At 56.7% G+C, this 24,683-nt stretch carries 23 protein-coding genes and 1 pseudogene; 18 read left to right on the top strand and 6 right to left on the bottom strand.

Features of this window, described 5'->3' with window-relative positions:
* The first annotated feature begins 24 nt into the window (after positions 1-24).
* From K7A42_RS11750 to K7A42_RS11775, 6 genes and pseudogenes are all read left to right on the top strand, one after another.
* Positions 25-468 (top strand): nuclear transport factor 2 family protein, encoded by a 444-nt coding sequence (locus K7A42_RS11750; RefSeq protein WP_282455217.1) that lies wholly within the window; start codon positions 25-27, stop codon positions 466-468.
* 145 nt (positions 469-613) lie between these two features.
* A complete protein-coding gene (locus tag K7A42_RS11755) occupies positions 614-1,897 on the top strand; it encodes an epoxide hydrolase family protein (protein WP_282455218.1) in 1,284 nt (427 codons plus the stop codon).
* 57 nt (positions 1,898-1,954) lie between these two features.
* Positions 1,955-2,446 carry a DUF305 domain-containing protein gene (locus tag K7A42_RS11760; RefSeq protein ID WP_282455219.1) on the top strand — a complete coding sequence of 164 codons (492 nt, stop codon included), beginning with the start codon at positions 1,955-1,957 and terminating at the stop codon, positions 2,444-2,446.
* Between the two features lie 16 nt (positions 2,447-2,462).
* Positions 2,463-3,920, top strand: a complete 1,458-nt coding sequence (locus tag K7A42_RS11765) for a YncE family protein (protein ID WP_282455220.1) — start codon at positions 2,463-2,465, stop codon at positions 3,918-3,920.
* Positions 3,921-4,220: 300 nt separating this feature from the next.
* Complete coding sequence (locus K7A42_RS11770; RefSeq protein WP_282455221.1) at positions 4,221-5,084, top strand: AraC family transcriptional regulator; 864 nt, start codon at positions 4,221-4,223, stop codon at positions 5,082-5,084.
* A gap of 213 nt (positions 5,085-5,297) precedes the next feature.
* A pseudogene (locus tag K7A42_RS11775) lies at positions 5,298-6,039 on the top strand (SOS response-associated peptidase family protein).
* Here the strand turns inward: K7A42_RS11775 and K7A42_RS11780 are convergent.
* The gene (locus K7A42_RS11780; protein WP_282455222.1) at positions 6,011-7,207 is read right to left on the bottom strand and encodes a hypothetical protein; all 1,197 of its coding nucleotides are present in this window, start codon (positions 7,205-7,207) and stop codon (positions 6,011-6,013) included. The pseudogene K7A42_RS11775 and the gene K7A42_RS11780 sit on opposite strands and share 29 nt — an antisense overlap.
* 370 nt (positions 7,208-7,577) lie before the next feature.
* On the opposite strand from K7A42_RS11780, the gene K7A42_RS11785 reads away from it, so the two are divergent.
* The 5 genes from K7A42_RS11785 (at position 7,578) to K7A42_RS11805 (ending at position 12,663) form a co-directional block, all read left to right on the top strand.
* Positions 7,578-8,684, top strand: coding sequence for a DUF4062 domain-containing protein (locus K7A42_RS11785; RefSeq protein ID WP_282455223.1), 1,107 nt, complete (start codon positions 7,578-7,580; stop codon positions 8,682-8,684).
* A gap of 139 nt (positions 8,685-8,823) precedes the next feature.
* Positions 8,824-9,492: a hypothetical protein gene (locus tag K7A42_RS11790; RefSeq protein ID WP_282455224.1), complete on the top strand. Its 669-nt coding sequence runs from the start codon at positions 8,824-8,826 to the stop codon at positions 9,490-9,492.
* Entirely contained in the window at positions 9,473-10,867 is a 1,395-nt protein-coding gene (locus tag K7A42_RS11795; protein WP_282455225.1) for a 7-cyano-7-deazaguanine synthase, read from the top strand. Before K7A42_RS11790 ends, K7A42_RS11795 begins: the two co-directional genes overlap by 20 nt.
* The gene (locus K7A42_RS11800; protein ID WP_282455226.1) at positions 10,851-12,041 is read left to right on the top strand and encodes an XRE family transcriptional regulator; all 1,191 of its coding nucleotides are present in this window, start codon (positions 10,851-10,853) and stop codon (positions 12,039-12,041) included. The genes K7A42_RS11795 and K7A42_RS11800 overlap by 17 nt, the downstream gene beginning before the upstream one ends.
* Complete coding sequence (locus tag K7A42_RS11805; protein WP_282455227.1) at positions 12,016-12,663, top strand: DNA-binding protein; 648 nt, start codon at positions 12,016-12,018, stop codon at positions 12,661-12,663. The genes K7A42_RS11800 and K7A42_RS11805 overlap by 26 nt, the downstream gene beginning before the upstream one ends.
* Before the next feature lie 151 nt (positions 12,664-12,814).
* Here the strand turns inward: K7A42_RS11805 and K7A42_RS11810 are convergent, their stop codons facing one another.
* On the bottom strand, positions 12,815-14,371 hold the full coding sequence (locus K7A42_RS11810; RefSeq protein WP_282455228.1) for a hypothetical protein: 1,557 nt from the start codon (positions 14,369-14,371) through the stop codon (positions 12,815-12,817).
* Positions 14,372-14,566: 195 nt separating this feature from the next.
* Here K7A42_RS11810 and K7A42_RS11815 point away from each other — a divergent pair, with 195 nt between their 5' ends.
* The 4 genes from K7A42_RS11815 to K7A42_RS11830 all read left to right on the top strand — a co-directional run bounded on the left by K7A42_RS11815 (position 14,567) and on the right by K7A42_RS11830 (position 17,056).
* A complete protein-coding gene (locus K7A42_RS11815; protein WP_282455229.1) occupies positions 14,567-15,196 on the top strand; it encodes an SEC-C domain-containing protein in 630 nt (209 codons plus the stop codon).
* Positions 15,197-15,383: 187 nt separating this feature from the next.
* Positions 15,384-15,899 carry a hypothetical protein gene (locus K7A42_RS11820; RefSeq protein WP_282455230.1) on the top strand — a complete coding sequence of 172 codons (516 nt, stop codon included), beginning with the start codon at positions 15,384-15,386 and terminating at the stop codon, positions 15,897-15,899.
* Positions 15,896-16,297, top strand: coding sequence for a hypothetical protein (locus K7A42_RS11825; RefSeq protein ID WP_282455231.1), 402 nt, complete (start codon positions 15,896-15,898; stop codon positions 16,295-16,297). The genes K7A42_RS11820 and K7A42_RS11825 overlap by 4 nt, the downstream gene beginning before the upstream one ends.
* 15 nt (positions 16,298-16,312) lie before the next feature.
* Positions 16,313-17,056: a DUF5677 domain-containing protein gene (locus K7A42_RS11830; RefSeq protein WP_282455232.1), complete on the top strand. Its 744-nt coding sequence runs from the start codon at positions 16,313-16,315 to the stop codon at positions 17,054-17,056.
* Here K7A42_RS11830 and K7A42_RS11835 read toward each other — a convergent pair.
* From K7A42_RS11835 to K7A42_RS11850, 4 genes are all read right to left on the bottom strand, one after another.
* Positions 17,053-17,943 (bottom strand): DUF4238 domain-containing protein, encoded by an 891-nt coding sequence (locus tag K7A42_RS11835; RefSeq protein ID WP_282455233.1) that lies wholly within the window; start codon positions 17,941-17,943, stop codon positions 17,053-17,055. The genes K7A42_RS11830 and K7A42_RS11835 overlap by 4 nt on opposite strands.
* 8 nt (positions 17,944-17,951) lie before the next feature.
* Positions 17,952-18,746, bottom strand: coding sequence for a hypothetical protein (locus K7A42_RS11840; RefSeq protein WP_282455234.1), 795 nt, complete (start codon positions 18,744-18,746; stop codon positions 17,952-17,954).
* Positions 18,747-18,832: 86 nt separating this feature from the next.
* Positions 18,833-19,513, bottom strand: a complete 681-nt coding sequence (scpB, locus tag K7A42_RS11845) for an SMC-Scp complex subunit ScpB (RefSeq protein WP_282455235.1) — start codon at positions 19,511-19,513, stop codon at positions 18,833-18,835.
* 2 nt (positions 19,514-19,515) lie between these two features.
* A complete protein-coding gene (locus tag K7A42_RS11850; RefSeq protein ID WP_282455236.1) occupies positions 19,516-20,469 on the bottom strand; it encodes a DUF1403 family protein in 954 nt (317 codons plus the stop codon).
* Positions 20,470-20,593: 124 nt separating this feature from the next.
* On the opposite strand from K7A42_RS11850, the gene K7A42_RS11855 reads away from it, so the two are divergent.
* From K7A42_RS11855 to K7A42_RS11865, 3 genes are all read left to right on the top strand, one after another.
* Positions 20,594-21,727: a site-specific integrase gene (locus tag K7A42_RS11855; RefSeq protein WP_282455237.1), complete on the top strand. Its 1,134-nt coding sequence runs from the start codon at positions 20,594-20,596 to the stop codon at positions 21,725-21,727.
* Positions 21,728-22,089: 362 nt separating this feature from the next.
* Positions 22,090-23,235: a tyrosine-type recombinase/integrase gene (locus tag K7A42_RS11860; RefSeq protein WP_034499261.1), complete on the top strand. Its 1,146-nt coding sequence runs from the start codon at positions 22,090-22,092 to the stop codon at positions 23,233-23,235.
* A 113-nt stretch (positions 23,236-23,348) separates the two neighbouring features.
* Entirely contained in the window at positions 23,349-23,744 is a 396-nt protein-coding gene (locus K7A42_RS11865) for an AAA family ATPase (protein ID WP_223215462.1), read from the top strand.
* Positions 23,745-24,683: the final 939 nt, after the last annotated feature.

Genomic DNA, 24,683 nt, shown 5'->3' on the forward strand with positions numbered 1-24,683 from the left:
CTCTAGCAAAGCCAAGGAAACAACATGCCGACCAACGAAGAAGTCATCCGCGAACTCTACCGGACCGCAGAAGTGAAGGACGTCGCAGCATTCGTCGCCCTCTTCGCCGAGGGCGGCTATTTCTGGGACGTGTCAGCCGGCGCGAAGTATTACGGCGCCGATATCGGTAAGACGGTCGACATCTACGCTACCGCCTTCCATGACATGCATCGCGAACTCGGAAACTTCTACGTAACCGACGACGTGGTCATCGTGGAACTGACCCTCAACGGCACCCATACCGGCCCTCTCGCGCTGGCAGCCGGCACAATTGCGGCTACGGGCAAGGAAATGCACGCACCATGCTGCGACGTCTTCCATCTGAAGGATGGCAAGGTGACGTCCTTCCATTGCTACACGGCCGCGACGATCATCTTCGGCCAGCTTGGCGTATTGAGCAACCTCGGCGCGTCGCTCCAGCAAGCGTGACAGTGGCTGCGGCCGATTTCGAAGAGCCGCGGCGCATTCTGATCATCCATGCTGATGGATTGTATCTCTCTGCGCCGCCGCTTCTGCGCAGGTCGCCTGCCGCCTAGATCATGGCGTGTCTTTGAATCCCAGAATGGAAACGACAATGAACGATGTGAACCCTGACAGCCCCCGCGATATCGACCCTAGCCGCCGGCTGTTCCTTGGAGCCGCAGCTGCAGTTTCCGCCTTCATGGCGGTCGGTGGAGCGGCGGCGGCAACACAGTCGACCGGCGGCCTGGAGATGCCTGCTGCGACGAATGGCATCGATCCATTCAAGGTGAAAATCCCGGCCTCAGCAATTGAAGACCTTCGAGCCCGTCTCCGTGCCGCACGCCTGCCGGAAAGGGAAACAGTCTCCGACTGGTCGCAAGGCGCTCCCCTAAGTTCGGTCGAGGCGCTGTTGAAATACTGGCGCGACAGCTACGATATGCGTCGCCTGGAGAAGCGCCTGAACGCCTACCCGCAATTCCGGACCCAGATAGATGGCTTGGGCATTCACTTCATCCATGTGAAGTCAAAACATGCGGATGCGCGACCTTTAGTCCTGACGCATGGATGGCCAGGTTCTGTCGTCGAGTTCCTCAACGTGATCGGTCCGCTCACCGATCCCATCGCCCACGGCGGCAAGGCCGAGGACGCATTCCACGTCGTTATCCCTTCGCTACCGGGCTACGGCTTTTCCGACAAACCGATGGAGACCGGTTGGGGCTTGCCGCGGATCGCGCGAGCATGGGCGCAGTTGATGCAGCGCCTGGGCTACACGCAATATTATGCCCAAGGTGGAGACTGGGGTGCTGGTGTCACCACATGGATGGCGAAGCAACATGTTGCCGGACTGAAAGGTATTCACCTCAACCTGCCCTTGCTGTTTCCGCCGCCGATTGAAGGCACTCCCGACGCGGAAGAGCAGGCATCGATTGCCCAACTGGTCGCTTTCGGGACCCATGGCTCCGGCTACGCCAAAATACAATCCACCCGCCCACAGACGATCGGCTATGCGCTCGCGGATTCTCCGACCGGTCAAGCCGCTTGGATCTACGAGAAATTCGGAGAATGGACCGATGCGGACCATCATCCGGAGAAGGAGCTAGGCTACGATCAGATGCTGGATGACATCATGCTCTACTGGCTAACCGACACCGCAGCGTCTTCAGCGCGCCTCTACGCCGAAAGCTTCGACACCGATTTTAACCCGCAGAAGCTCGATATCCCCGTTGCGGTCAGTGTGTTCCCTGCGGAGCTCTATCGCCCGCTGAAGATCTGGGGCGAGCGCATGTATTCGAAACTGACCTATTGGAATGAAGCCGCCCACGGCGGTCACTTCGCTGCATTCGAGCAGCCTGCAATCTTCACTGAAGAACTCCGGAAGGCGTTCGCAACCATGTGATGCCCTTGCCGGGCTCTGCCCGGCATTAGCTTCGATGTAACAACAAGGAAGAAGCCGATGAACCTCTGGTCCTCACGAAAGTCGATGGCTCTTGCTGCCTCCATTCTGGCAACCGCGGGCGCCTGCGCTGCCTTTGCTCATGATCCCACGCAGCACGATCACGCGGTGATGCAGACGGATGACGCTGGGCCCGAGGCGGCTTACCTCGCGGAAAACGATGCGGCCATGAACAAGATGATGGCGGAGATGGAGGTCAAGCCGACAGGTGATGTCGACCGCGACTTCGTGGCGATGATGACGCCCCATCACCAGGGCGCCATCGAGATGGCACTCGCAGTTCTCAAATACGGCAAGAACGAACAGCTCAAGCGCATCGCGCAGGAGATCATCGTGGATCAGCAGCAGGAGATCGCGGCCATGAAGCTTGCGATCGGCGATCCGCTCCCCCCATCCGAAGCGGCCCCAACCCAGGTCGCGCCGGAGACTACCCCCACCGGATCCACACCCAGCAAGACCATGCAGGGCATGGACCCCAACATGAAGATGTGAGCCAGAGGTCCTCCCAATGAACATTCGGACGTCTTTTGCCGCCAGCTTGCTGGCGGGCAGCATGCTATTGCCTTTTTCCGCCTTCGCCGGACAGGCACCCTTCGCCGCTACCGATCCGGACATTCCCGTCAGCAGCAAGGACCGCGTCTATGCCGCCGAGCAATTCTCCAACACGGTGTCGGTGACCGATCCCGCGACCAACAAGCTGCTCGGTGTCATCAAGCTCGGCGATCCACAGCCCGGCAACCTCTCGCCGCTCTACAAGGGCCAGGTGCTGGTCCACGGCATGGGCTTTTCGCCCGACAAGAAGACGATCGCGGTGGTCTCGATCGGTTCGAACTCGGTGACCTTCATCGACACTGCAACGAATGCGGTAAAGCACACCACCTATGTCGGCCGCTCGCCGCACGAGGCATTCTATACGCCCGATGGCAAGGAAGTATGGGTGACGGTCCGTGGCGAGGACTATATCTCCGTCATCGACGCCGCCACATTCGAGGAGAAGACGCAGATCAAGGTGCCTGCCGGGCCTGGCATGCAGATCTTCTCGCCTGACGGCAAGTACGGCTACATCTGCTCATCCTTCAATCCGGAGACCGTCGTCGTCACCGTCGCCGATCACGAGATCGTCGGCCATGTGAAGCAGGCGAGCCCATTCTGCCCCAATATCGCGGCCTCGCCTGATGGAAAGCAGGTCTGGTTTACGCTGAAAGACATAGGCAAGACCCAGGTCTTCAATGCCCAGCCGCCCTTCGATCTGATCCAGACGATTGATACCGGCCCGATCACCAACCACGTCAACCTAGTCACCAACAAAAACGGCAGCTTCGCTTACATCACTGTCGGCGGCCTCAACGAGGTCAAGGTATTCCGCACCGACAATTTCGAGCAAGTCGCCACCATCCCCGTCGGCAAACTGCCACACGGCGTCTGGCCCTCCGGCGACGGCACGCGCGTCTATGTCGGCCTTGAAAACGCCGATGCGATGGCCGCGATCGATACGCTGACCAACCAGGTCATCGCGACGATCCCGATCGGCCAGGCGGCGCAGGCCGTCAACTATGTGCCGAATGCGGTTCCTGAAGGCGACGGCATGCAGAACCTGCAGCCGCTCGGCACCGCCGGCGTCGCCGCTCATCTGACGCTGTCGGCAAAGGGCGACAAGCAAAAGACGGCGCCGACGAGCGTTACGCTCTTTGACCAGGGGCTGACGCAAGTGCTGCAGGCATCCGTGACCGGGCTGGAACCGAAGACGATGTACGTGCTGGCACTGTCCGACAAGGCCGATGGCAGCGGCCCCCTCCAGGGCCTGTCCAACTTCATGACGAACCCGGCCGGTTCCGCGATCGTCAACGCAGTCGGCCCGATCCGGCAGATCGTCGAATCCAAGCACAAGGATGAGCGCAGGTATATCGTCGTTGCCTCATCGGTCGACGGCAAGCCCGGCAAGGTCCTGCAGGTGCAGGCCGATTGACGTAAACCGATGGCTCGCGGCATGACTGCGGGCCATCCACCCAGGATCTCACAGAAGACGACTTGCCAGCCAATCGTAACGCGAAAACGTCAGCACTTAGCGATTGGGCACTTGAACCGAGGCGGGCGAATACCTTAAGTCAGGGACCGGATCAGATTGATATAAGGCACTGCTGAAGCGACGGGGACGCAGCTCGAGACGACCCGTTCGCGTCCACAGGAAGTAGGTCAACATGGCGTCGATAGCAGGGCGTAGTAGTAGGAAGGTGTTGCCGGCTTCGACATTGGTCTTCGACTCCCAATGACTGCTATCGACGACGAGGCCGACTTCCTCACTAAGATCGTCAAGCTTGATAGCTGGACAGGTTCGTGGAATGGCGTAACGATCGATGAGCGACGTGAGCGGCTGAAAGGGAAAGTCCTTCACGAGCTTGTCCGGGAAGATGAAACCGGGCTCACCATTAATCTTGACGAAGTCGGCGGCTTCACCGAACCTCGGTTGAAGAGAGACCAGCCTTGCCCAATTGACCACCGTCCAAACCACATGGCCCTGATCCCGAAGGGTATGCGCCTGTGGGGATACGGGGAGCTTGAATACTGCCACTATGCGGTATTGCGTTTCGACATTCCAACACTCGTCAGAACATTCGGCGATGAGTTCACCGCTCGGGCATTCGAGCGTCCACGCATTAGATTCATGGACAGTCGAATTCTGACACTCGTCCGTATGTTGCTTGAAATCCGAACAGAAAAGACCTCGAACCTGCTCGGCGAAAGCCTGACTGCCGCGATTTTCGCGATCCTATCTGCGGGGGATGCCGAAGTACGCGAGGCGGGCAAGCTGGCCCATTGGCAGGTGAAGCGGGTCACCGAGTATATGCGCGAACAATTACCCCGTCAGATAGAACTAAGCGAGCTCGCTGGAATCCTAAACCAATCGCAGTGGCACTTTTGTCGAGCCTTCAGGGCGTCGACCGGGCTTTCGCCCTACCAGTGGCAGCTCGAGCAAAGAATCAAATTTGCAAAGGAACTGCTTCTTGATACCGACATCCCGCTGGAAGCGGTCGCGCAGGCCACGGGATTTGTCGATGCGATGCATCTCAACCGGGTATTCAAGCGCCGGGCGGGCGAAACACCAGGTGCATGGCGCCGTTCACAGAAGTAGCTGTCGGGCGTTCTTCGTACATCTAGTCGGCAACGTGATGATGAAACTCAGGCCCTGGGGTGAAGAGGGGATAATTCAGCACGCCACCTATGCAGGTTGGCACTCAGGCAGGACAATGCCGACGTCTTCAGGCTGGCACTTCTCGAGCAGGGCCAACCAATAGCCGACGTTAGATTATCCGCTATTCGATCTGGTCGGAGTGGATAGCCCGCGATGTGCAATCTTTATCGGATGGAAGACAAGGACTGGGTTTCGAAATGGGCTCAGGATGCAGAAAGCCTGATCAAACTCATGCCCGCCTATCAGATGAACCCGGATCAGTCCGGGCCAATCATCCGCAATGGCCGCCAAGGCCCGCGCCGAGAAGCTGAAGGCAAAAGGACAGCCCGTGGATATGGACGAGCTGGTGCGCATGGAACCGGATCGAGGCGTCACCAACATCCGAAAGCCGACCCTTCCCCACTGGAAGTGCTGGTTTGGCGTCGAACATCGCTGCATCGTACCGGTCACAAGCTTTGCCGAGCCTGATCCTGGAGCCCAAGAGCCCGGCGGCAACGTGCCGAACGCCTGGTTTGCGCGGGACGAGCAGAAATCCCTGATGTTCTTTGCCGGCATCCATGTCCCCGGCTGGCCAAGTGTCCGCAAGGTCAAGGACGGGCTGACAACTGACGACCTCTACGGTTTTCTGACAAGGGACCCGAACGGGCTGGTGAAGCCGATCCATGAGAAGGCGATGCCGGTCCTGCTCATGACAAAAGAGGAAACCGAGATCTGGCTGCGGGCGCCGTGGGATGAGGCCAAGGATCTCGCCCGGCCCCTGGCCGACGATGCGCTGATCATTTCTTCGCGCGAGCCCTATGGCTCCTCGATCGTCTCGAAATCCGGCGAACCGGTCGTGCAGGGTATCCTCCTGCAGACCGGCAGGGTCAGTAGTCCATGTTCGCATGCATCATGAACTCGCGGCTCCACCGCTCAAGGAAATCCTCCATGTCCTCCTCGGTTCCGCTGACAGCAGTATGGTATCTTTTTATATGTTCCTCGTCATATGAAGGGTCGACGCCAGCATCCATCAGCCGATGAGGGCCTTCGAGAGGACCAGTCGTTAGAAGTTCATCCAAGCTGTCGAAGATTGCGCAAACCTCAGCGTGATCTTCCTGCTCAATCGGGATGAAGGAGAAGCGAACACTGTTACCGAAACGGCTGAAATTCGTCGGTATCGCGCCGACGTGCGGCAGGTGAAAGAAGATGGATCCACCGTCATTCTCGAAACCGCCATGTGCAAACGGGTTGCGGATCCTCTCCTTGATGTCGCGCATCTTGCCTAAGGGACCAGCAGAAAGCGAAGCATCCGTCACGATTTGACTGAGTTTTACGTCCCATTTTCCGCCGAGAAATTCCAACAGCTCACCCTGGTTGAGCACCTTGCCGCTAAATGCTCGCAGCAGAACGAGTCGATGCTCCAATAGACTGAAGTAGGCATCGACCATTGCTGTCGAATAATAAAAGCCTTCGTGTTTCGCCTCCATCATCTTCCCGAATCCGGACATCATGTCGCTCACCAAAGATGACGCTATATCCATAGGTGACCCAGCGTTCTGCTTTTCAGCCTTTTTGGCTCTGCTTTGTCTCGGCTTTCGGTTCGCCTTGGCGTAAGCCCTGTCGGCTTTATCTCGGAAAAACCTGTAGCGGTTCTCGAATTCGCTGTATCGGTTTGCGATTAATGCCTGACCGAGCGCCACCTGATGTTTCGCGATCGGAGCGAGGAAAGTCTCAACGTGCTTTAGCGCCGTCTTGAGCTGGTTGATGAGCCTCTGCCGGTCCTTCGCATCGCCGCCTTTCATACCGATTGCGAAGCCAAACTTGCGATGCTCGAACAAAACCGGAAAGCCTTTAAAGCTCCCATAGACTGTCCAACGCACCTTTTCTCCGCTCCCTGACCACCCCCAGTCCATGACATTCCGCATCATGAACAGGACGAGTTCCGGCACAGGGAAGTCCCGTTTATCTGGTCTGGAACTCGGGATCTCATAGCTGTGCTGATCGTGTGGGAATTCTTTCGACAATCCTACGAGGCTCTTGCCAACGCGAGATTTCAGAGTTTCGAACGGTTCATTCGACGTCACGGCTAATATCTTTCTTCGTAAGGCGATGCGAAGGCTCTCAAATCTCGTAGGCTGGCTTAGATCGCGCTCATTTTACAATCAAAACTGGCAACGACAGATACAGCTATCCACTCGCGTCCAGTTCGCAAGCTGATCCGTGGCAACGCACGCGCAAAAGCCGAATAGTATACAAGTTCTCGACTACACGTACGCGATGAAGACAAAGTTCGGCGGATAATGCTGAAACCATTCCTGTAAAATCCAGCCTGGCGGGCGAAAATGCGACTACAGAGCTCTGGCTTAACTTACATTGCGGATATCTTCCCTCAGTTGTGGACCTTTTTTTACGACACAACTAATCTCCGTGCTGCCGGATTCAAAGGAACGCAGCGTGCACGACAAGCGGTATCAGGTATTCATTAGTTCAACATTTCAAGATCTCCGGGAGGAGCGCCGAGCGGTCCAAGATGCGATTATAAGCATGGGAGATTTTCCCGTGCAGATGGAGTCATTCCCGGCCGCGGACGAAGATCAGTTCGAGTTCATTAAGTCACTTATCGACAAGTGCGACTACTACGTTCTCCTCATCGCAGGACGTTATGGTAGCCCCGCTGAGGACGGGATGAGCTATACCCACAAGGAATTTCGGTACGCCGTCGAGAAAGGTGTTCCCGTTTTAGTGATGCTCCACGGAGAGCCGGGCAAGATCCCTTCAGAGAAGCTAGAGTCAACTGACGCTGGCCGGAAGTCCCTGGCTGGCTTTATTAAAGAGGCTGAGCATAAGCGGCTCCGGAAGACCTGGACGACATTCGGCGACCTCAAGCTGGCCGTCCGTGAGGCCCTTGATCACGCCAAGGCGACCAAGCCACGCGTGGGCTGGATCAGGGGCGACGCTGTCACAAGTATTAATACGCTTGAGGAACTAAACGAGGTTCGAAAGGAAAATGAGAAATTTCGTGCAGCGTTGGGTAATCTGAGCGTAGAAATTCCACTTCCGAAGCTCCCCGATGCTGTCGAACTCACTACCCTGGCACTTTTGCCGCTAACGTCGAAGAATAACAGCAAGCGGGGCAGCTCCGCAAAGGTCCAAGGATCGTGGATATCCTTCTTCCCATTTTTCTTCTCGAACCTTGATGTCTCAACGAACGACTGGAACGGCGAATTCTATTTCTCTATTGATCACGACGACTCATGCATCAAGATCGCCTCCGCAATCGCGGGGGAGTTAGCTCCTGTCGATACGACTGGCTGCTTCAAGCTAACCCACAGCACGCTGGACCGCCTGATTTCCTACTACACCGAAGCAGGACTTATGATTGCATCGGGGAACGAGGGCCAGAGCCCGTTCACAGAGACGGCTCAGCGTCTCGCTCGCCGTCACCACATAGTCGGAAGCGGATCTCCATTTGCAATCATCGAAGGCGAGATAAGCGTCACGACGATCGGATTCGCAGGCGGCGATTTTTCACGAAGCCTCGATGAAGACATCCCATTCTAGCGGCACCGATCTGAACGGCCAGTGGGCCGACAGAAATTCCGTATCCCGCTGCATTTGAGCAGAGTTCGAGATTTCATTTCGGCTGCTCGACGGTACATGCATTATCGGATTGACCTGTGCCCTGCGGCTTCAGCGCGATATGATTGATGGCCTTCACTTTCCATTGTCAGATTTTTTTCTTAATTTATTGACATTGTCAGATTTCGAAACGATGATGCAGACATTGGAGGCGACGATGACCGACGGACCTTTCCGGAATTCTGCATTGAGCAATAAATGGAAGCAGTATGGACGGGACCTCGTCAATGACGCGGCCTCGCCAGACGAGCGCACCAAGCAGGCTTGTCACAGCGTGCTCGGCGCCATCGATATGAAGGAATTCGATCGGCTCTATCGTGAACTGGATTCCCGTGCATCGCGTGACCAGATGGATCTGGATTCCATAGCAGCGACGGAAGCTATCTTCGACAACAATGAGCGCTCGCCTTTCGGCGACTCGCTCGAGCGCAATCTACTTTGCAATCTTCGCGAAGGGATGTCGGAAAGAAAATCGCTCGACGCGGCTCTCGGAAGCGCTGTCAGCGAGCTTCTCGAAAACGCCAGAAATCGTATCCACGAAGAATGTCTTCGGGCCAGAGACGTTAGAGATATGAGCCAATCGGATTTTGCAAAAGGCGTTCAGCGAAACCGAGAAACCTTCGCGAATATCGATATCGGCAGCATTTGTGCTGCTCTCGAGAACGGCAACAAGAACGCGTTCCGCCGGACCGCGCGAACGGATGTGAACGATGGACCAGATGAAGACTGAAGCGCCCACTGAGGTCCATCACGAAAAACACCTTTTCGCTGTTGAAAGAGGCCGGGGCGCTCAACGTCCGGAATTGGATAAAGCTACCGTTGCCGAGATCGGCAAGCATATACAGTTCGTCCCGGATATTCTTGATACCTTTGACGTAAAGGGATTTGCGGCGAAACACTATGACCTGATGGTTTTGGCGGCCGCGATCGAGTTCGCCGACCGCCGGTGGAGGCGACCGGCATCATGGCTGCGCAATCTTCATCTTACGATCCCCGTCATCGACCACGCATGCTGGTCGAGGCCTGAGGTGCAGTCGTCACTGCGAAGCGCCATGAATTTTCTGACCGGCGACAGCTGGCGTTTTACTTTTGTCAAAGCCGCCGAGGCGTCTCCAATAGGTTGGCGGCAGGTTCCGCTTATGTTTGAGCAACCGAAGACCTTCGCGATCGCATATAGCAACGGATTGGATTCGCGTGCAGTGTCCGCGCTGAGCGGCCCGCCCTCCGAAGCGTTGTGTATCCGCGTAGCCAGCACCAGGCAGCGCCGGATGGAGGGCGACAGCCACTTCACTCTAATTCCGTTCCGGGTGAAGGGCTTCAAGGGCAAGGAAAGTAGCTTCCGATCTCGTGGTTTCCAGTTCGCGGCAATGGCGACGATTGCCTCGCATCTTTCCAACATAAGCAGAATTATCGTCCCAGAAAGCGGGCAAGGCGCACTCGGGCCGGTACTCGTACCCCTCTATAGTATCTACACTGATTACCGAAATTTCCCGGCGTTCTTCAGAAAGATGGAACGGTTCACGCGCGCATTGCTCGACTGCAGCATAAAGTTTGAACAGCCACGCCTATGGTCAACCAAAGGTGAGACGATGAAGGCGTTCCTGGGGCTGCCAGGTAAGAAACAACAGCATTTGATCAATACCCGTTCGTGCTGGCAGACGCGCAGAATCGTCAATGCCGAGCACCGGCGGCAATGCGGTCTCTGTGCTGCTTGCCTCTTGCGCCGAATGAGCCTTCACGCAGCGGAAATCGTAGAGCCGGCCGACGCCTATGTTGTCTCGGATCTATCAGCTGCAGAAGTCGATTCAGCGCTCGCGAGCATCACTGACGACGCTGATCGTAACATCATGGTTGAATACGGAAGCGTGGGGGCTCGCCATCTCGACCATCTTGCCACGATGTCCGAATTGCCGGATGCAAAGTTAAGGCCATTCGCTTCACAGATTGCCGCCGCGACTGGTGAGGCCTATGAGCAAACTCTTCGAAACTTGAGAATAATGTTAATGACGCATGCCCACGAATGGCGGACCTTCTTGTCCGCGCAAGGTGACAAAAGCTTCTTGAAAAACTGGATGGACGGAGGCCGCTATGACTGCTCTGAATGAGCTGAGCGCGCAGGAAATTGGCCGCCGTCTTCGGATTGCACGCGAGAACGCCGATATTCGCCAAGATGATGCTGCGCAGTTCATCGACGTCTCGCGACCGACGCTAGTCTCCATCGAGAAGGGTGTAAGACGTGTTCGCATCCAGGAGATCCAGACTTTGGCTCGCCACTATGGCGTGTCGGTAAATGCACTGTTGCGACGCGAGGCCGTCCATACCGATCTGATGCCGCGGTTTCGCAAGCTCCGAGAGACGGAAGACGACCATACGTTGGAGGCAGTACGGCTGCTCAATGACTTGATCAAAGCGGACGTGGAGCTCGAAAACATTCTCGGCATACAGCGCCGCCGTAACTATCCTCCTGAGCGAGGCATAAACGAGGGTGACGCAGTCGCGTTGGGTGAATCCCATGCGAAGGAGCTTCGTGATTGGCTCGGGTTGGGATCAGGTCCCGTCGCCGATATCTTTTCGATCGTGGAGCGGGGACTCGGAATTCGCCTTTACCAACGACGCCTTTCTTCAAAGTCAAGGGTCGCGGGCTTGTTCACTTACGATGACAACGTGGGCGCTTGCATTCTTCTGAACGCAAACCATCCGCTACCTCGCAGGGTCCAGACTGCGGCACACGAGACCGGGCACTTCTATGGAACGCGGCAAATACCTGAAGTCCTCGAAGAGGATGAGAAATTCCTTTCGCGGGACGAGCGCTACGCAAATGCCTTCGGCCGCGCATTTGTCACGCCGGCTGAAAGCTTTGGCGAGAGCTTTCGAGAACTGAAGGAGATTACTGGAAAGACGACGCGGCGCCTCGTCATTCTCCTTGCTGACCAATATGGGATTTCCCGCCAGGCCTGTGTTCTGCGTTTGGAAGAACTGGGGCTTGTGAAGAAGGGAACGTGGTCATGGTTTGAAGATAACGGAGGCATCACGGACGAGCAGGCGCGAGAGGTTCTTGGGAGCGCCGGAGACCGGCGCGACGCTGGGAAGGCTGATGCAGATCGGTTGGTTTCGCAACGAATGAGTTTGATGGCACATGCTGCTTGGAAGCGCGAGCTGATGTCAGAGGGGCAGCTCGCCGAACTCCTGAAAATCACCAGGCTGCAGTTGCGCGAGATCGTCGACGAGATCGAGCTTGAGGAAAAAGAGACGGATGACCTACTCAAATTCCCTGAGTGACGATACCGTCCCTTTGGTTCTCGATACCAGCGTGCTGATCAACCTGCATGCCAGCAGGTGCGGGGTCGATATCCTCACCTCGATTCCCAATCCGATCATCGTCGCGAACATCGTAGCTGGCGAGCTTGAAAACGAGACGAGCCGTCGCAACGGCGAGGAGGCTTTCCTGGGGGCGCTTTCAGCAGCTGGACACGTCTCATTGCTTGATCTGACGGATCAGGAATTTGAGATGTTCTTCGAGCTCACTTCAATATCGCCCACACTCGATGACGGAGAGGCGGCGACGATCGCACTTGCCAGCATGAGGAGCCTCTATCCGGTAATAGACGAGAAACGCGGCCGGAACCGCGCCAATGCAATCATGGGCGTCGAACCTGCATGGTCGCTCGATCTCGTTCTTCATCCGATAATTGCCGAGAGCCTTGGGGAGGAGGGTCATAGGGAGGCCGTTTTCCGGGCACTGCGAGATGGTCGAATGCGCATTCCTCCAGAAAGCACTTCCCATGTGGTCGGTATCATAGGAATCGAAAATGCCGAATACTGCACCTGTCTCCCGGGCTACAAGCAGCTGTTCTCGCGTCGTGAGCCGCAGAAAATGCAAATGAACCAGTTGCTTATTTAGTAGATTCACTCACTCACGGAGCAACGAGAAAGCTGCCAGGTGCCGCCGTCCAAGGAGCAACTCGAGCGCCAAAGATCGATGACGCTCCATTTATCTCACCTAAAGGCAAGCCCGCGTGCGCCTTAGGGCGGAAGGAACGACCCGCAATCTACTATCCCACCTTCCAGCTTTCGAACGGACCGAGTACGAGTGCGGGGCCCTTGGATTTACGTTCTCTCTTTGAGCGTTCGACAGTACGATTTATGAAGTCCTTTGTCCTAGCGCCTGGCGCGCGAGCAATATCATCGACAACACGCGGTTGGCCGCCAACAATCTTGATTTCGCCTTCTTCGCGTCTCTGTGATTCGACAGGAAGTTCGATGAGCGCGGTGTATTGAGCGCCCGCTAATTCAAGAGATAGCGGTGCAAGAACCATGTCCTGCTCATCAACGACCCCATCCCCCTCCCATGTCGGAACAAATAGATTCACTCCCGGCAGAAAGCCGAGCGCAAGCAATTCCTGATGATGCTCAACCCAATCGTAAAACTCTGAAAGCAAGACCTTTCGTTGCTTTCGGCCCGCATACCTTTCAATCGCTGTCGCCATTCGCCGTAGCATTGGAGCGACGGGTATCCAGTTGCTGAACGGCCCCTCCTCGCCCTCGGCTGCCGGCAACTCAACCACTCCATTGCCAAAGTCGATTTTCACTCTTCTCTTGGACTTGGCTAATATGGCGCCCACCTCAATGATAGTGACCGCTTCGTCCAAATCGACAGTCCGGGATCCCTCGTAGTCAAAAACAATACCCGCCCATTCCTTTTCGAAATCGAGCGTGACCTCGAAGAACGAATTCGCGAAGCGGGTTGGAGCACTTTGACTTCCTTCCACGAAAGGTGGCACGGCATACATGTCAGCTGCAAATCTCGCCCAGCTTCCATCTTCCACATCTTCGATCTCGATCGATACTGACATGAGAGATGGCGCTCGAAACTCAAAGAGGGCTTCGCGGAAGAAATCCGTATCGTTTTCTAGGCGGATGCCGAACCGTCGGCGCTCCACGGTCAGATCCACTACGTCGATCTCCTGGCGCTTTCCGAGAAAAAGGCTATGGACCTTCTCTCTCGCGTCTTCGCCTGGGATGAAAAAGTGTCCAGTTATCGAACCGTCATCAAAACCACATGTCCGGCGCTGATGCATCTTGGTTTCGAGATAAGTGGAAAATGGCCCTCCAAGAATTCCATCGAGAGCTTTCGACAGTCCTTCACCATCTCGACCAAGCTCGATACCCCGGTCCGTCGGAATCCGCACCGTCACTCGATGTAGCTTGCGGTTACCGCTGGCTTCCTCCCTCCTAACCCGGCGTAGTGTCTTGTAAATGATCTCCCCATCAATTGGGACGATCATAGCGCGGGTCGGCGAACGCGCTCCATTGCCGTATTCGAGGACAGCAATGGCGGCGGGCAAATCAGCGTCAACGAGATGCTTAAGAGCTGAGAGCTTGATGCGGGGTGGCTCTGCCGGGCGATCCGTAGATTTGACCTGCACGAGGAACTTCGGCAGATCGTTCTGCTGATCGAGCGGCGTGGCGGCCGAGCGGACGGGCTCGCGTTCCAGAAGAAAATCCCATCCAAGACGATCAACGAGTGATTTCTGCGCTCGGAACCCCTCCGGCTGGCACCAGCCGAAGAAATGACCTTCACCCATCCCACCAACGTCACGCGTTTCCATTTTCCCACTTGTCTCCAGAACTGATGCATCGCTAGAACGGCGTACCTCGCCGCTTGCGAAGAGTTCACGTCATGTTGCATCGTAGAGTTGACTTCTGGAGTCGTTCAATCGAGATGGCTGTGCTCTCAACAGGTTTCAACGTATTACTTCGATTCAGACATCACCTCGACGTCTACACGCTGCGGGATTGATCTTTTGCTGACACGAACGCCTTCTGCCGATGACCGGCGTGTTCAAGATTTCTGCCGCCGGGTCGCACCCGAAGCTAGACCTCGCCTTTTGGAGATAACACCGGATCCTCAATCTCTGCCTCAGGAGTGCTTTCCGAACGTCGCGCGGAAAGTCGAATTTGAAGGTGGCCGCATAGTGTTTGGTTGGGCAGTCTGGGAATGGCCAGGCGTTTACATAGAAGCGGAGCACCACGCAGTATACGAAAACCCGGAAGGTGCATGGATCGACAATACACCCTCTCCGTCAAACGATATCACCCATCGATTGTTTGTGCGCGATGACTCCGCGATTTACGATTTCAACAATGAAGGCATTCGTCGCGATAATCAGCGGCAAGCTCTTGCACGCGATCCGCTGATCCAGGCATTTTTCGACAGCGCCAAAGAATATAACAAGGCAATGGACAGGCTCCCGGGATTCGGGGACATCCAAGTGAGCGGAGCCGTCGCGCGGCGTATCCAAGCGCTTCAGATGGAAAATGCCAGACTGACGATGCAGCTTGCAATGAAATATACGCCGAGGAACGCGCGCTGCTTTTGTGGGAGTGGCCGAAAATTCAAACAATGTCACGGGCATCCCGGACTTCGCACCTAGCGTTCGGCAACCATATCCGATGGCTGGACGGTGAACGCCTCGGTTAATTGTCGCCAAGTGGGCGACACGAGTATCTCTCTGGAATGTCTGTTTCCCACCGATTGCGCAATTAAGCGGGCGCTACATTTTCATCCAAGACTGAATCGCGAGCTCTAACCAAATTCGACTTAGGGGATGGTTTTTAAAGATGTTCGATATCCTCAGCGCAAGAGATTTCTATTCCATGCTCGTTGATGATTTTAACGACTTCGCTGCCGAGCCACATTCGGCAAGACGCGCAATGCACTGCGCTATAACCGCCTATCATCTTCACGAGTGGGTTTGGGGAGACTGGCTCAGTAAAGACAAGGCTGCGCGCGATGCTATGGGCATCTCGAAGAGAGACCGGGAACAGTTCCTGGAGTGGATCGACCGACACTGCGTCTGGTTCCAAATGGTTCAGGAGTTGGCGAACGGCTCGAAGCATTTCGCGAGAAACACTGGCTTTGCGACAGTTTTGGTAAGTGGTTACGGCGAGGGAGGATTTGGGGTCGGACCGTATGGAAAGGGATATCTTGTGATCGATCTAGGCGAAGAGGTCGGAGATCAGCGGTGGCTCCCTGCCGCGCACCTTTTAGAAGTGGTTGTCCGCTTTTGGCGTGATTTCTTTCGAAAATATCTCCCTTCGCCCGACCTCCCGGTGAGCGCCCAGCACGTCGATTGACGCAGCTCGTGCCGCGCCGCCTCAAGTCGAGCCTTCTCTCTGCTCGCATCTGGGTCGGGTGCCGCGACCACATCAAGAATGTACTTCAAAGATTTCCAAAAGATCGTGACGGGCCTGTCGTTGAGCGGCTCAAGACCCCGCCGCTTGCCCAACTGGTGGATCGCGTTGCGCGAATGCTGATGTTGGTTATCGCACAGCGGGATGACCTCTCTATTCACGGCCTTCTGGCCTATGCCCCGCCACTCATAGCCAATGGTGTGGTGGCAGGTAATCCGTCCGCCGCATTCGTGGCCCCATTTCTTCCCAACAGCGCATGCCAGTTCAGCAATACGGGCAAAATGGCACGCGAGAAGTTCACCATTACGTTACGCGTCGAAAAGCTATACTCGTCAACATAATTTAGGGGACAGACAATGTACGAGTTTTTGATCGAGCTTTACCACGTGACAGTCAAGAACCTGCCGGAGCTGCGGTTTGACAAGCGCAGTGAGGTTCACCGCACACTGGTTTCGCTCTATTCAACGATCATCGAGCTAACCAATGCCGCCCTGCAAATCCGTGAGGCAGGTGGTTATACTGGCATGGACATTTTGCTCCGGTCGGCGCTTGAAGCTCACGTTGACCTGATTAACCTCGCTAACGACGACGAATATCTGAAGGTCATGCTCTCCGCCTACCATAAAGAGTGGATCAAGCTCGCGAGTGATGGTGTAAACGGCGAAAATCCCTTCCTTGCCTATTTCAAGGACAGCCCTGAGGCACAGGCGAAGCTCGAAGAACACAAGACCGAGCTGGAACAGCTGAAGAAGACGGTACGCATCCCCACCAACCTTGAGAAGTTCCAGAAGGCGGGAATGGAGAACGAGTACCGCTCGATCTACAACAGCCTGTGCAACGACAGCCACAACAACCTGCGCTCCTTGACAAGCAGGCATTTCCGGCCGCGGGATGGCGGCCTGGATATGGTAATATTTGACAAGCCGACCATCGACGATCTTGCGGCTACGCTTGATACCTTCATCGCCACGTTGAACACCTCAAACCACATCATGCATGACTACTTCAGCTCGGAGCCCGAGGTAACCGAGGAGCTGGAGCACTACCGCCGTGTCCGTCAAGAGAAGGGTTTGTCGTGGGTGGAAGATCTGGTGGTTTAGCCAGGCACAGCCGCTAGCGAGAAATAGTCCCCGCTGCTCATCCCGGCTCGGACCTCATCGAGGTAGGTTTTATCCACGCCGTAAACCTTCTCGCGAGCTTGAGCGATGATGACCTGATTGACGCCGGCCACGACAGCCGGAGGCTGGTTGTCGAGCAAGGCATCGTTGAACGCAGGCTTGGCTATAATGAAGAGCTTGTTGGGACTAATGGGAATAGCCATGTGCCCGTTCGGGCCGCCGAGTCCCGACGTCATAATGAGCGGCCGATCACAGGTCAGAAAGCGACGATTGGCGGTTTGAGCGTCGTAAACCATCCAATCCATATTCATCATGGTGCGGATAACGTTCTGGTTTTGGGCAAGTTTGGTGGGCACGAGGATGGCCGCAAGCTCCCGAACGCTCGGATTGGCCAGGAGCAAGGCCTCGGCGGCTGTCTCAGGCATACCCTCTTTCCGAATACGAGCCCATATGGCTTCCGTTTTGGCATCCGGCTTCATGAAGTCCTTGTAGATGCGATCCTTAAACAAGGACATCTCGGTCGGATTCCGAATACCGAGCCAGAGCAGGAACCGCGCCCAGACTGCCCGCTCTTCTTCAGTGATATGTACGCCTTGAAGCAGCTTATCCCGCACCTTCGCCGCTGACGTATCAATCTCCTGGTTGAATACCTTCTCGACATTCTGCTTGGTGTCTTCGGTCACGCCGGGAAGCGTGTAGAGGTTAGGGACATAGCCGGTTTTTGTAGTCACCCAGCGACGGCAGCGAATCTCCATGGTCGGCGGCACGCGGCCATACTCGACCAGCTTGAGGTCCGTCTCGCTCAGCCACGGGCGCAGGTAGAATTGCGGCAGGAAGTGGTGATCGTCGGTGTCTTCGCCTTTTGCCATAGCCGATACTAAGCTTCCGCCCTGCCCCTTACCTCTTCAAGCAGCCACTTGTTTACATCTTCTATCCGCCTCACCACGAGCTGGTAGTTGTTCTGGTCCCAGTTGACGACCTGTCCCACGATCTTCGCATCCTCCGCCTTCCATTGGCGGTTTTCTGCCATCGCTTTTGAAAGGCCCGTTTCCCAAACAAGGGAACCGCTGAAGCCGTTTGCCTTCTCCTTCTTCATGTTTTCCTGTGCCTCGTCACTGGTTCCGGATGTGAACTCAATCTCAGAGGGCCTGCAGAGAAGATAGAAAAACCGCGTGTCGTCCGTGAAATCGGCGTTGATCTGCGTGCAATAGCCCGTGGCGCTGGTTTGGTTGATATCGAAAGCGTACTGGGCGTTCTCCCCCGCGTAACCCCTAAAAAAGTACACCTCTTGCGGGAATGGGTCGAACTTGCCGGCAAACCATTCAAACTGAATGGCTTGCGCCTCATGTTCCATGCCCTGCCACAACTCCGCCGGAATGGGCAGGATGGCGGAATCCAACGAGCCCGGCGCGCGGATGTATTGATCTGGAAGTTTGACTGGCTGGTCCGAGCCGTGAAACAGTATATCATCCGCGTGTTCGTCAGCGACATGTCGGGCAGTCAGCACGAAGATCTTGTCATCGAGTGAGACGAAGGTTCCGGTGCCTTTGTAATTAACGGAATGCTCATTGCTCGCAGTGAGCGGCGTCACACATGGCGCAATCCACTTGTTCATGATGTCGGTAAGCAGGTCCACCTGCTGCTTCCAAAGCTGTTCCTTTTCCAAACTCATGTATCCTCCTAAACGTGACAACGGCACCATATGGCTTAACCTCACGCCGTCAAACGCAGTTGTCTAAATGTCAGGCCAGCATCAAACTATGCTTCATCGGGCTCCAGACCGTCCGGCAGCACATCTTGAGCGGACTGAAGGCTTAGCAGGCCGGCATCCCCTAATGCTTCGGCGTCCGGAAGATCTCGCAACGTCTCCATTCCGAATGCCGAAAGGAAGTGCGCCGTCGTTACGTAGGTGTACGGCGCCCCCGGTGTAGGGCTACGAGGCCCGGAGCCGATGAAACCTGCACCACGTAAATTACCGATCGTATCGCGGCTGACCTCTCTGCCAAAAATCTTCGACAGCTCGCTGCGCGTGACCGGCTGGAAATATCCGACCGCCATCAGCACCATCGCCTCGAATTCTGATAACGCCGCAGCCCCTCCCCGCGTCGGCGCCGACGAAGCGCGGATTGTCTCGGCGAACCGCGGTCGGGTTCGATGCTGCCAGCCGCCGGCGACCGACACCAAATCATAGGGTCGATCCCGAAGCTCCTCGATGAGATCATCAATCAGCAGATCGATGCTGCAATCTTTTCCTACCACCCGCGCCAGCGTTTCTCGGCTGACGGGCTCGGCCGAAGCAAAGATCACCGCCTCCACCCGCATCATCCATTCCCGCCAGCGCATCTCCGCCGGGAACTGATCCAGTTCACGATCATAAAGAAGTTCGTCTGCGGCGTTCGCCTTTCGACGAGATGGTTTGAGTGCAGGAGATCCGGCCATGATCACAATCCAAAAATTCGGAAGGCTGAGCGGCCGGAGAGCTCGCGCACCGCCTCGAAACTTTCCAGACGTTCGAACAGCCGGTTGGCCGCCCAGCGCGACAGGGTGCTGCCGGGCGCGGACGCCGGCACGGCGTCTTCGGTCAGCAATCGGCGGATCACCGGCTCCGCGCCCCTGGTACGGACCTTGGGCGCCACGGCCAACAGCCGCGCGGCCCGGCGATCAATCTCAACAGCAGAGCGGAGTGCGGCCTCTACGCCATTGACCAGCGCCAGGGAGATCGCTTTCGGATAAGCCGGTTCCCCCGGCCGCACGCGACCGCGGCCACCGATGGTGCGAAAGGCTGGGCCAAAGCGCTCAGGCGACAGTAGGGGCACCGGTTTCGGCCAGTTCAGCCTGTGCGCCAGCACGAGCTCGGCGAGGCCAAGGGCCAGCACCTCGGTGTCCGGGCGAACGGCAGAGATCGCCGTTATCAGGTCCGCCACCGCGAAGGGTGCTGCTCGACCGGATTGATTTGCAGAATCGACCATCTCAGGTATCGAGGCAAGCCTATCGTCCCACTTCATTCCAAGGAGTGCGGTAAGCTCCTTAACGAACGGTGTTGGGACCATGCCAGATTGGCGCGCCAGCATTCGTGTGGCCAGAAACAGTTTTCCCGCCGGGCCGGGATCGTCGCCAGAAGACGTCAGCAAAACCGCGTCGCGGATTGCGGTTTCTTCCTCGCTGCGACCAAGCATTCGGGCGGCAATGGCGGCAGATTTCAGAGCGAGGCGATCGCGCCAACAGTCGAGCCACGGCGAATCCGCGCGGATCAAATCGTCAAGTGATTTCAAGGCGATACCGGCGGCGAAGGCGGCGTCGGACTCGTTGATGTCGTGGCTTCGCAGCCGCGCCCAGCCCGGCAGCCGGGGTGACCAGGGGAGTGGTGCTGGAGTGGAAAGAGCGAGCGAATCCATGCAACGGAGCATAATTCACATGCGCGGTTTTTGCCAGACGTTACGCGACTAACCGCACGGCATGTCGGCTATATATTACGTCCGATAATCTTGCATTATCGGACATATTCGTCATTATAGAGAAATGAGCCAAATCATCGAGCAAAACACCAAAAATCACGTCGAGGAGACCTCAGCGCCGTCTCTCAGCACGGCGGCTGGGCGTGATGTTTCCGCGCCGGAGGTGTCAGGCGCAAGCCCCCTCCCCTCTCTCGCCGGCGGTGGCGAGACACCTGCTCATCTTGCCAGCCTCGCCGATCGCGCTCGTGGCTATGTCCAGGCGGCCAGTTCCGCCAACACGCGCAAGGCCTACGCGGCCGACTGGAAGCATTTTTCGGCGTGGTGCAGGCGCTCCAATCTGGCCCCCCTGCCCCCGCATCCGCAAACCGTCGGACTTTACATCACAGCCTGCGCTTCCGGCACGGCTGAACGGGGTGCAAAAGCGAACTCTGTCTCGACCATCGAACGCCGCCTCTCCTCACTCTCCTGGAACTATGCCCAGCGTGGCCTCTCGCTCGATCGCAAGGACCGGCATATCGCCACCGTGATGGCCGGCATCCGCAACAGCCACGCCAAGCCACCTGTCCAGAAGGAAGCGGTCATGGCTGAGGATATCATTGCCATGGTCGAGACGCTCGATCGCGGCTCTCTGCGCGGCCTGCGGGATCGGGCCATGTTGCTCATCGGCTTTGCTGGCGGCCTTCGGCGCTCCGAGATCGTCGGCCTCGACCTGAAGGCCGACCAGACTGAGGACGGTCGCGGTTGGATCGAGGTCCTCGACAAGGGTATGCTTATTACGCTGCGCGGTAAAACCGGATGGCGAGAGGTGGAGGTCGGTCGTGGCTCGGCCGATGCGACCTGCCCGGTCGCCGCAATCGAGACCTGGATCAAGTTCGCCAAGCTGGCTCATGGCCCTCTGTTTCGCCGGGTCACCGGGCAAGGGAAAGCTATCGGCTCGGAGCGGTTGAACGACAAGGAGGTTGCTCGGCTTGTGAAAAGGGCCGCAATGGCCGCAGGCGTTCGCGGTGATCTCAGTGAGATCGAACGCGCCATCAAATTCTCCGGACATTCCCTTCGCGCGGGCTTGGCCTCCTCCGCTGAAGTCGACGAGCGTTACGTGCAGAAACAGCTCGGTCATGCTTCAGCGGAGATGACACGCAGATATCAGCGCCGGCGTGATCGCTTCCGCGTGAATCTGACTAAGGCATCAGGGCTTTAGTTGGCCCCTCCCCTACTCCGCAGTGAAATCGTAAGAGGAGATTTCAGTGCAGAATTTCACGCTTAGCGATTCAATTGAAATCGGGAGCCAAAAGCCACAGCAGCCTCGGAGATCGGCCGCAGCAGGCTCTGGATGGGCAATCTGGCGAGATCGTAAGACATTGAATTTATGGTAAATGATTTGTAAAAGGAACTCTATATGAATATTAAGGTTCCTCACATGCTATGTTCGGGAGTTGAGGTCATAACCATCGATAAGTACCTCTTATCGATGGTAGTTGATTTCGCGGCGCAAATCACCGAAAATCGTAGCAAATCCCGGTCCTGACGGCCGCCAGAACGCGCATTCTTTTGGAGCACCCCGTGCCAAAAACATCGCTGACCGCCGTCGAGCGCCGCGCCGAAGAACTCGACACCATCGCATCGGTGTTGCCGCTGGAACGCCGCGACGAACTCGCCGAACTGTTGACCGATGAGGACGTCGAGACGCTGCGTCACCTCGTCAACCAGGGCATGGGCGACAATACGCTGCGCGCACTGACATCCGATCTCACTTATCTCGAGGCCTGGGGGCTGGCTTCGACCGGACAATCGCTACCATGGCCGGCACCTGAAGCCCTATTGCTCAAATTCGTCGCCCATCATCTGTGGGATCCGGAAAAGCGCGCAGGCGACCCCAACCACGGCATGCCCGCCGATGTCGACGAGAATCTCAGGCGCCAGGGTTTTCTGAAATCCATCGGCCCGCATGCGCCTGATACGGTGCGCCGCAGGCTGGCTAGTTGGTCGACACTCACCAAATGGCGCGGTCTTGACGGCGCTTTCGCCTCCCCTGCCCTCAAACAGGCGATCCGGTTGGCAGTTCGTGCTGTTCCCCGAAAGCGCCGTCGAAAAAGCGCAAAAGCGGTCACAGGGGACATCCTGCAAATGCTGCTAGCCACGTGCGCAAGTGATAGCCTGCGCGACGTTCGCGATCGGGCGATACTGATGGTCGCCTTTGCCTCGGGTGGTCGCCGACGCAGCGAGATTGCCTCATTGCACGTCGAGCAACTGACTGTCGAGGCTCCGATCGAAGTGCCCGACAGCCCTCCCCTCCCCTCTCTCGCCATCCATCTCGGCCGGACGAAAACAACCACCGGCGAACAAGATGAGATCGTCTACCTGACGGGCCAGCCGGTGGAGGCGCTTAATGCCTGGATGGCAGTCGCAGGCATTGAAAAAGGCAGCGTGTTTCGGGGGATTGGCAGGTGGAATACAGTTTCGAAGCGGGCGCTCGACCCGCAGTCGATCAATGCCATTCTCAAGCAGCGCGCCAAAATGGCAGGGTTGGAGCCAGGGGAGTTTTCGGCGCACGGGTTGCGGTCAGGGTATCTGACGGAAGCCGCCAATCGCGGCATCCCCCTCCCCGAAGCAATGGAACAGTCGCGCCATCGATCGGTGCAGCAGGCTTCGAGCTATTATAACAATGCTACGCGGAGAAGCGGTCGGGCAACCAGACTCCTAACATAATTGATTTTCCTCCTTGCAATCACGGAACACAACTCCATGAACGCATGGCTGGTTAAACGAGGAATTGAAGCCGAACTCCAACACATGGTCAACGAAAGCCCTGCGGGGCGCTGTTGGGACGTCGTCAGGTCGGTAAAGCGACATCGGCAGGCAATATTGGCGAAAGCCGGCCCTCGACTTATCTCGACCTGGAGTCGGAGGCGGATTGGGCCAAACTGGCGGAACTAGAACTCTATCTTGCAAGCCTTTGTAACAAGCTGGTCATCCGTGACGAAGTTCATCGCCTGCCAAACGCATTCCAAATTCTGCGAGGCTTGATCGATCGCAATCGCCCTGCCGGACGGCGAACTGGCGAGTTTCTGCTACTTGGCTACGCTTCGATCGACCTCAAACAATTCGGAGAAGCATTGGCTTGCCGCATTGCCTATCCTGGAATGCAACCCGTCGATGGGGTAGAAGTGCCGGACCACACGCTCGACAGGCTTTGGTCACGTCGAGATTTACCGTAACCGGTGTTCTGCCCCCACGTTGCCTGCACTCGCCTGATTGTGATCGACGTTCCATGGACGAGGGACAAGGAGTTTCTCCATGGAGACTACACCGGAGGTTCTCACGACGCGGCGCGGGCGACGTGAGGCTCATCGCCAATGGCCGGCCGCGGAACAGGACCCACTTGCGGGCGTGAAGACCTCCAACATCCTATTCGCAAGCGACGGAAACGGAAGAATTCAACAACACTGAAGCCCATTCTGCGGCCATCGCGCAGCTCGATCTTCTGGGTGGTGCTTTGACGCGCTTTACTAAATACGGGGATGCTTGTTGCCGATGCAACGAGCCCCGCCCCCTCTCCTCCTCCGCAAAAAGCGGCTTTGCTATATGGCCAGTTCCGACGCTTGCCTTGAAATTTAAATTAGCTCTGGTCTTGTCCGGGAATAGGTCCGAGTAGCAACGTTGAAAGCAACCATTCCTCCCCTGGCGGACCGTCCGCAACCTCCAGAGCCAGCACTATAGTGTAAAGCGCAGTACCGAAGTCCCGCGCGGTCACGAACGAGTTCAACCCGGATGGTGGAAACCTTGTCAGCTGACAAGGTTTACGGCGTAAGTCGTGTCCGTGGTGCACCGTCAGAGAGCCGAGCGGCTGCGAATTTTTTCGCATTTCCTCAGTAGAATGCGCTGCCGGCTGACAAGGTTTCGCAGTGGTAGTCTGCTCCAGGCTTGTCGAAGTACCACTTTTTCACGGACCGGTGCATCTCGGATTAGACGAGAACCTTGTCAGCTGACAAGGTTCTGCGGCGGTAGTCAGGTCCCGTGTACAGCATCAGAGAACCGAGCGACCGCGAATATTGCATTACTTCGGTGGCAAAAACCTTGCCAGCTGACAAGGTTTTGGTGTCCGACCTAGACCGGACTATCCTAACGCAGTGCGTCCCGGCCTACTTCAACAGGCT

Origin of the sequence: Agrobacterium sp. InxBP2 (assembly GCF_026191755.1) — a bacterium.
In the GTDB taxonomy this organism is placed as follows: domain Bacteria; phylum Pseudomonadota; class Alphaproteobacteria; order Rhizobiales; family Rhizobiaceae; genus Agrobacterium; species Agrobacterium pusense.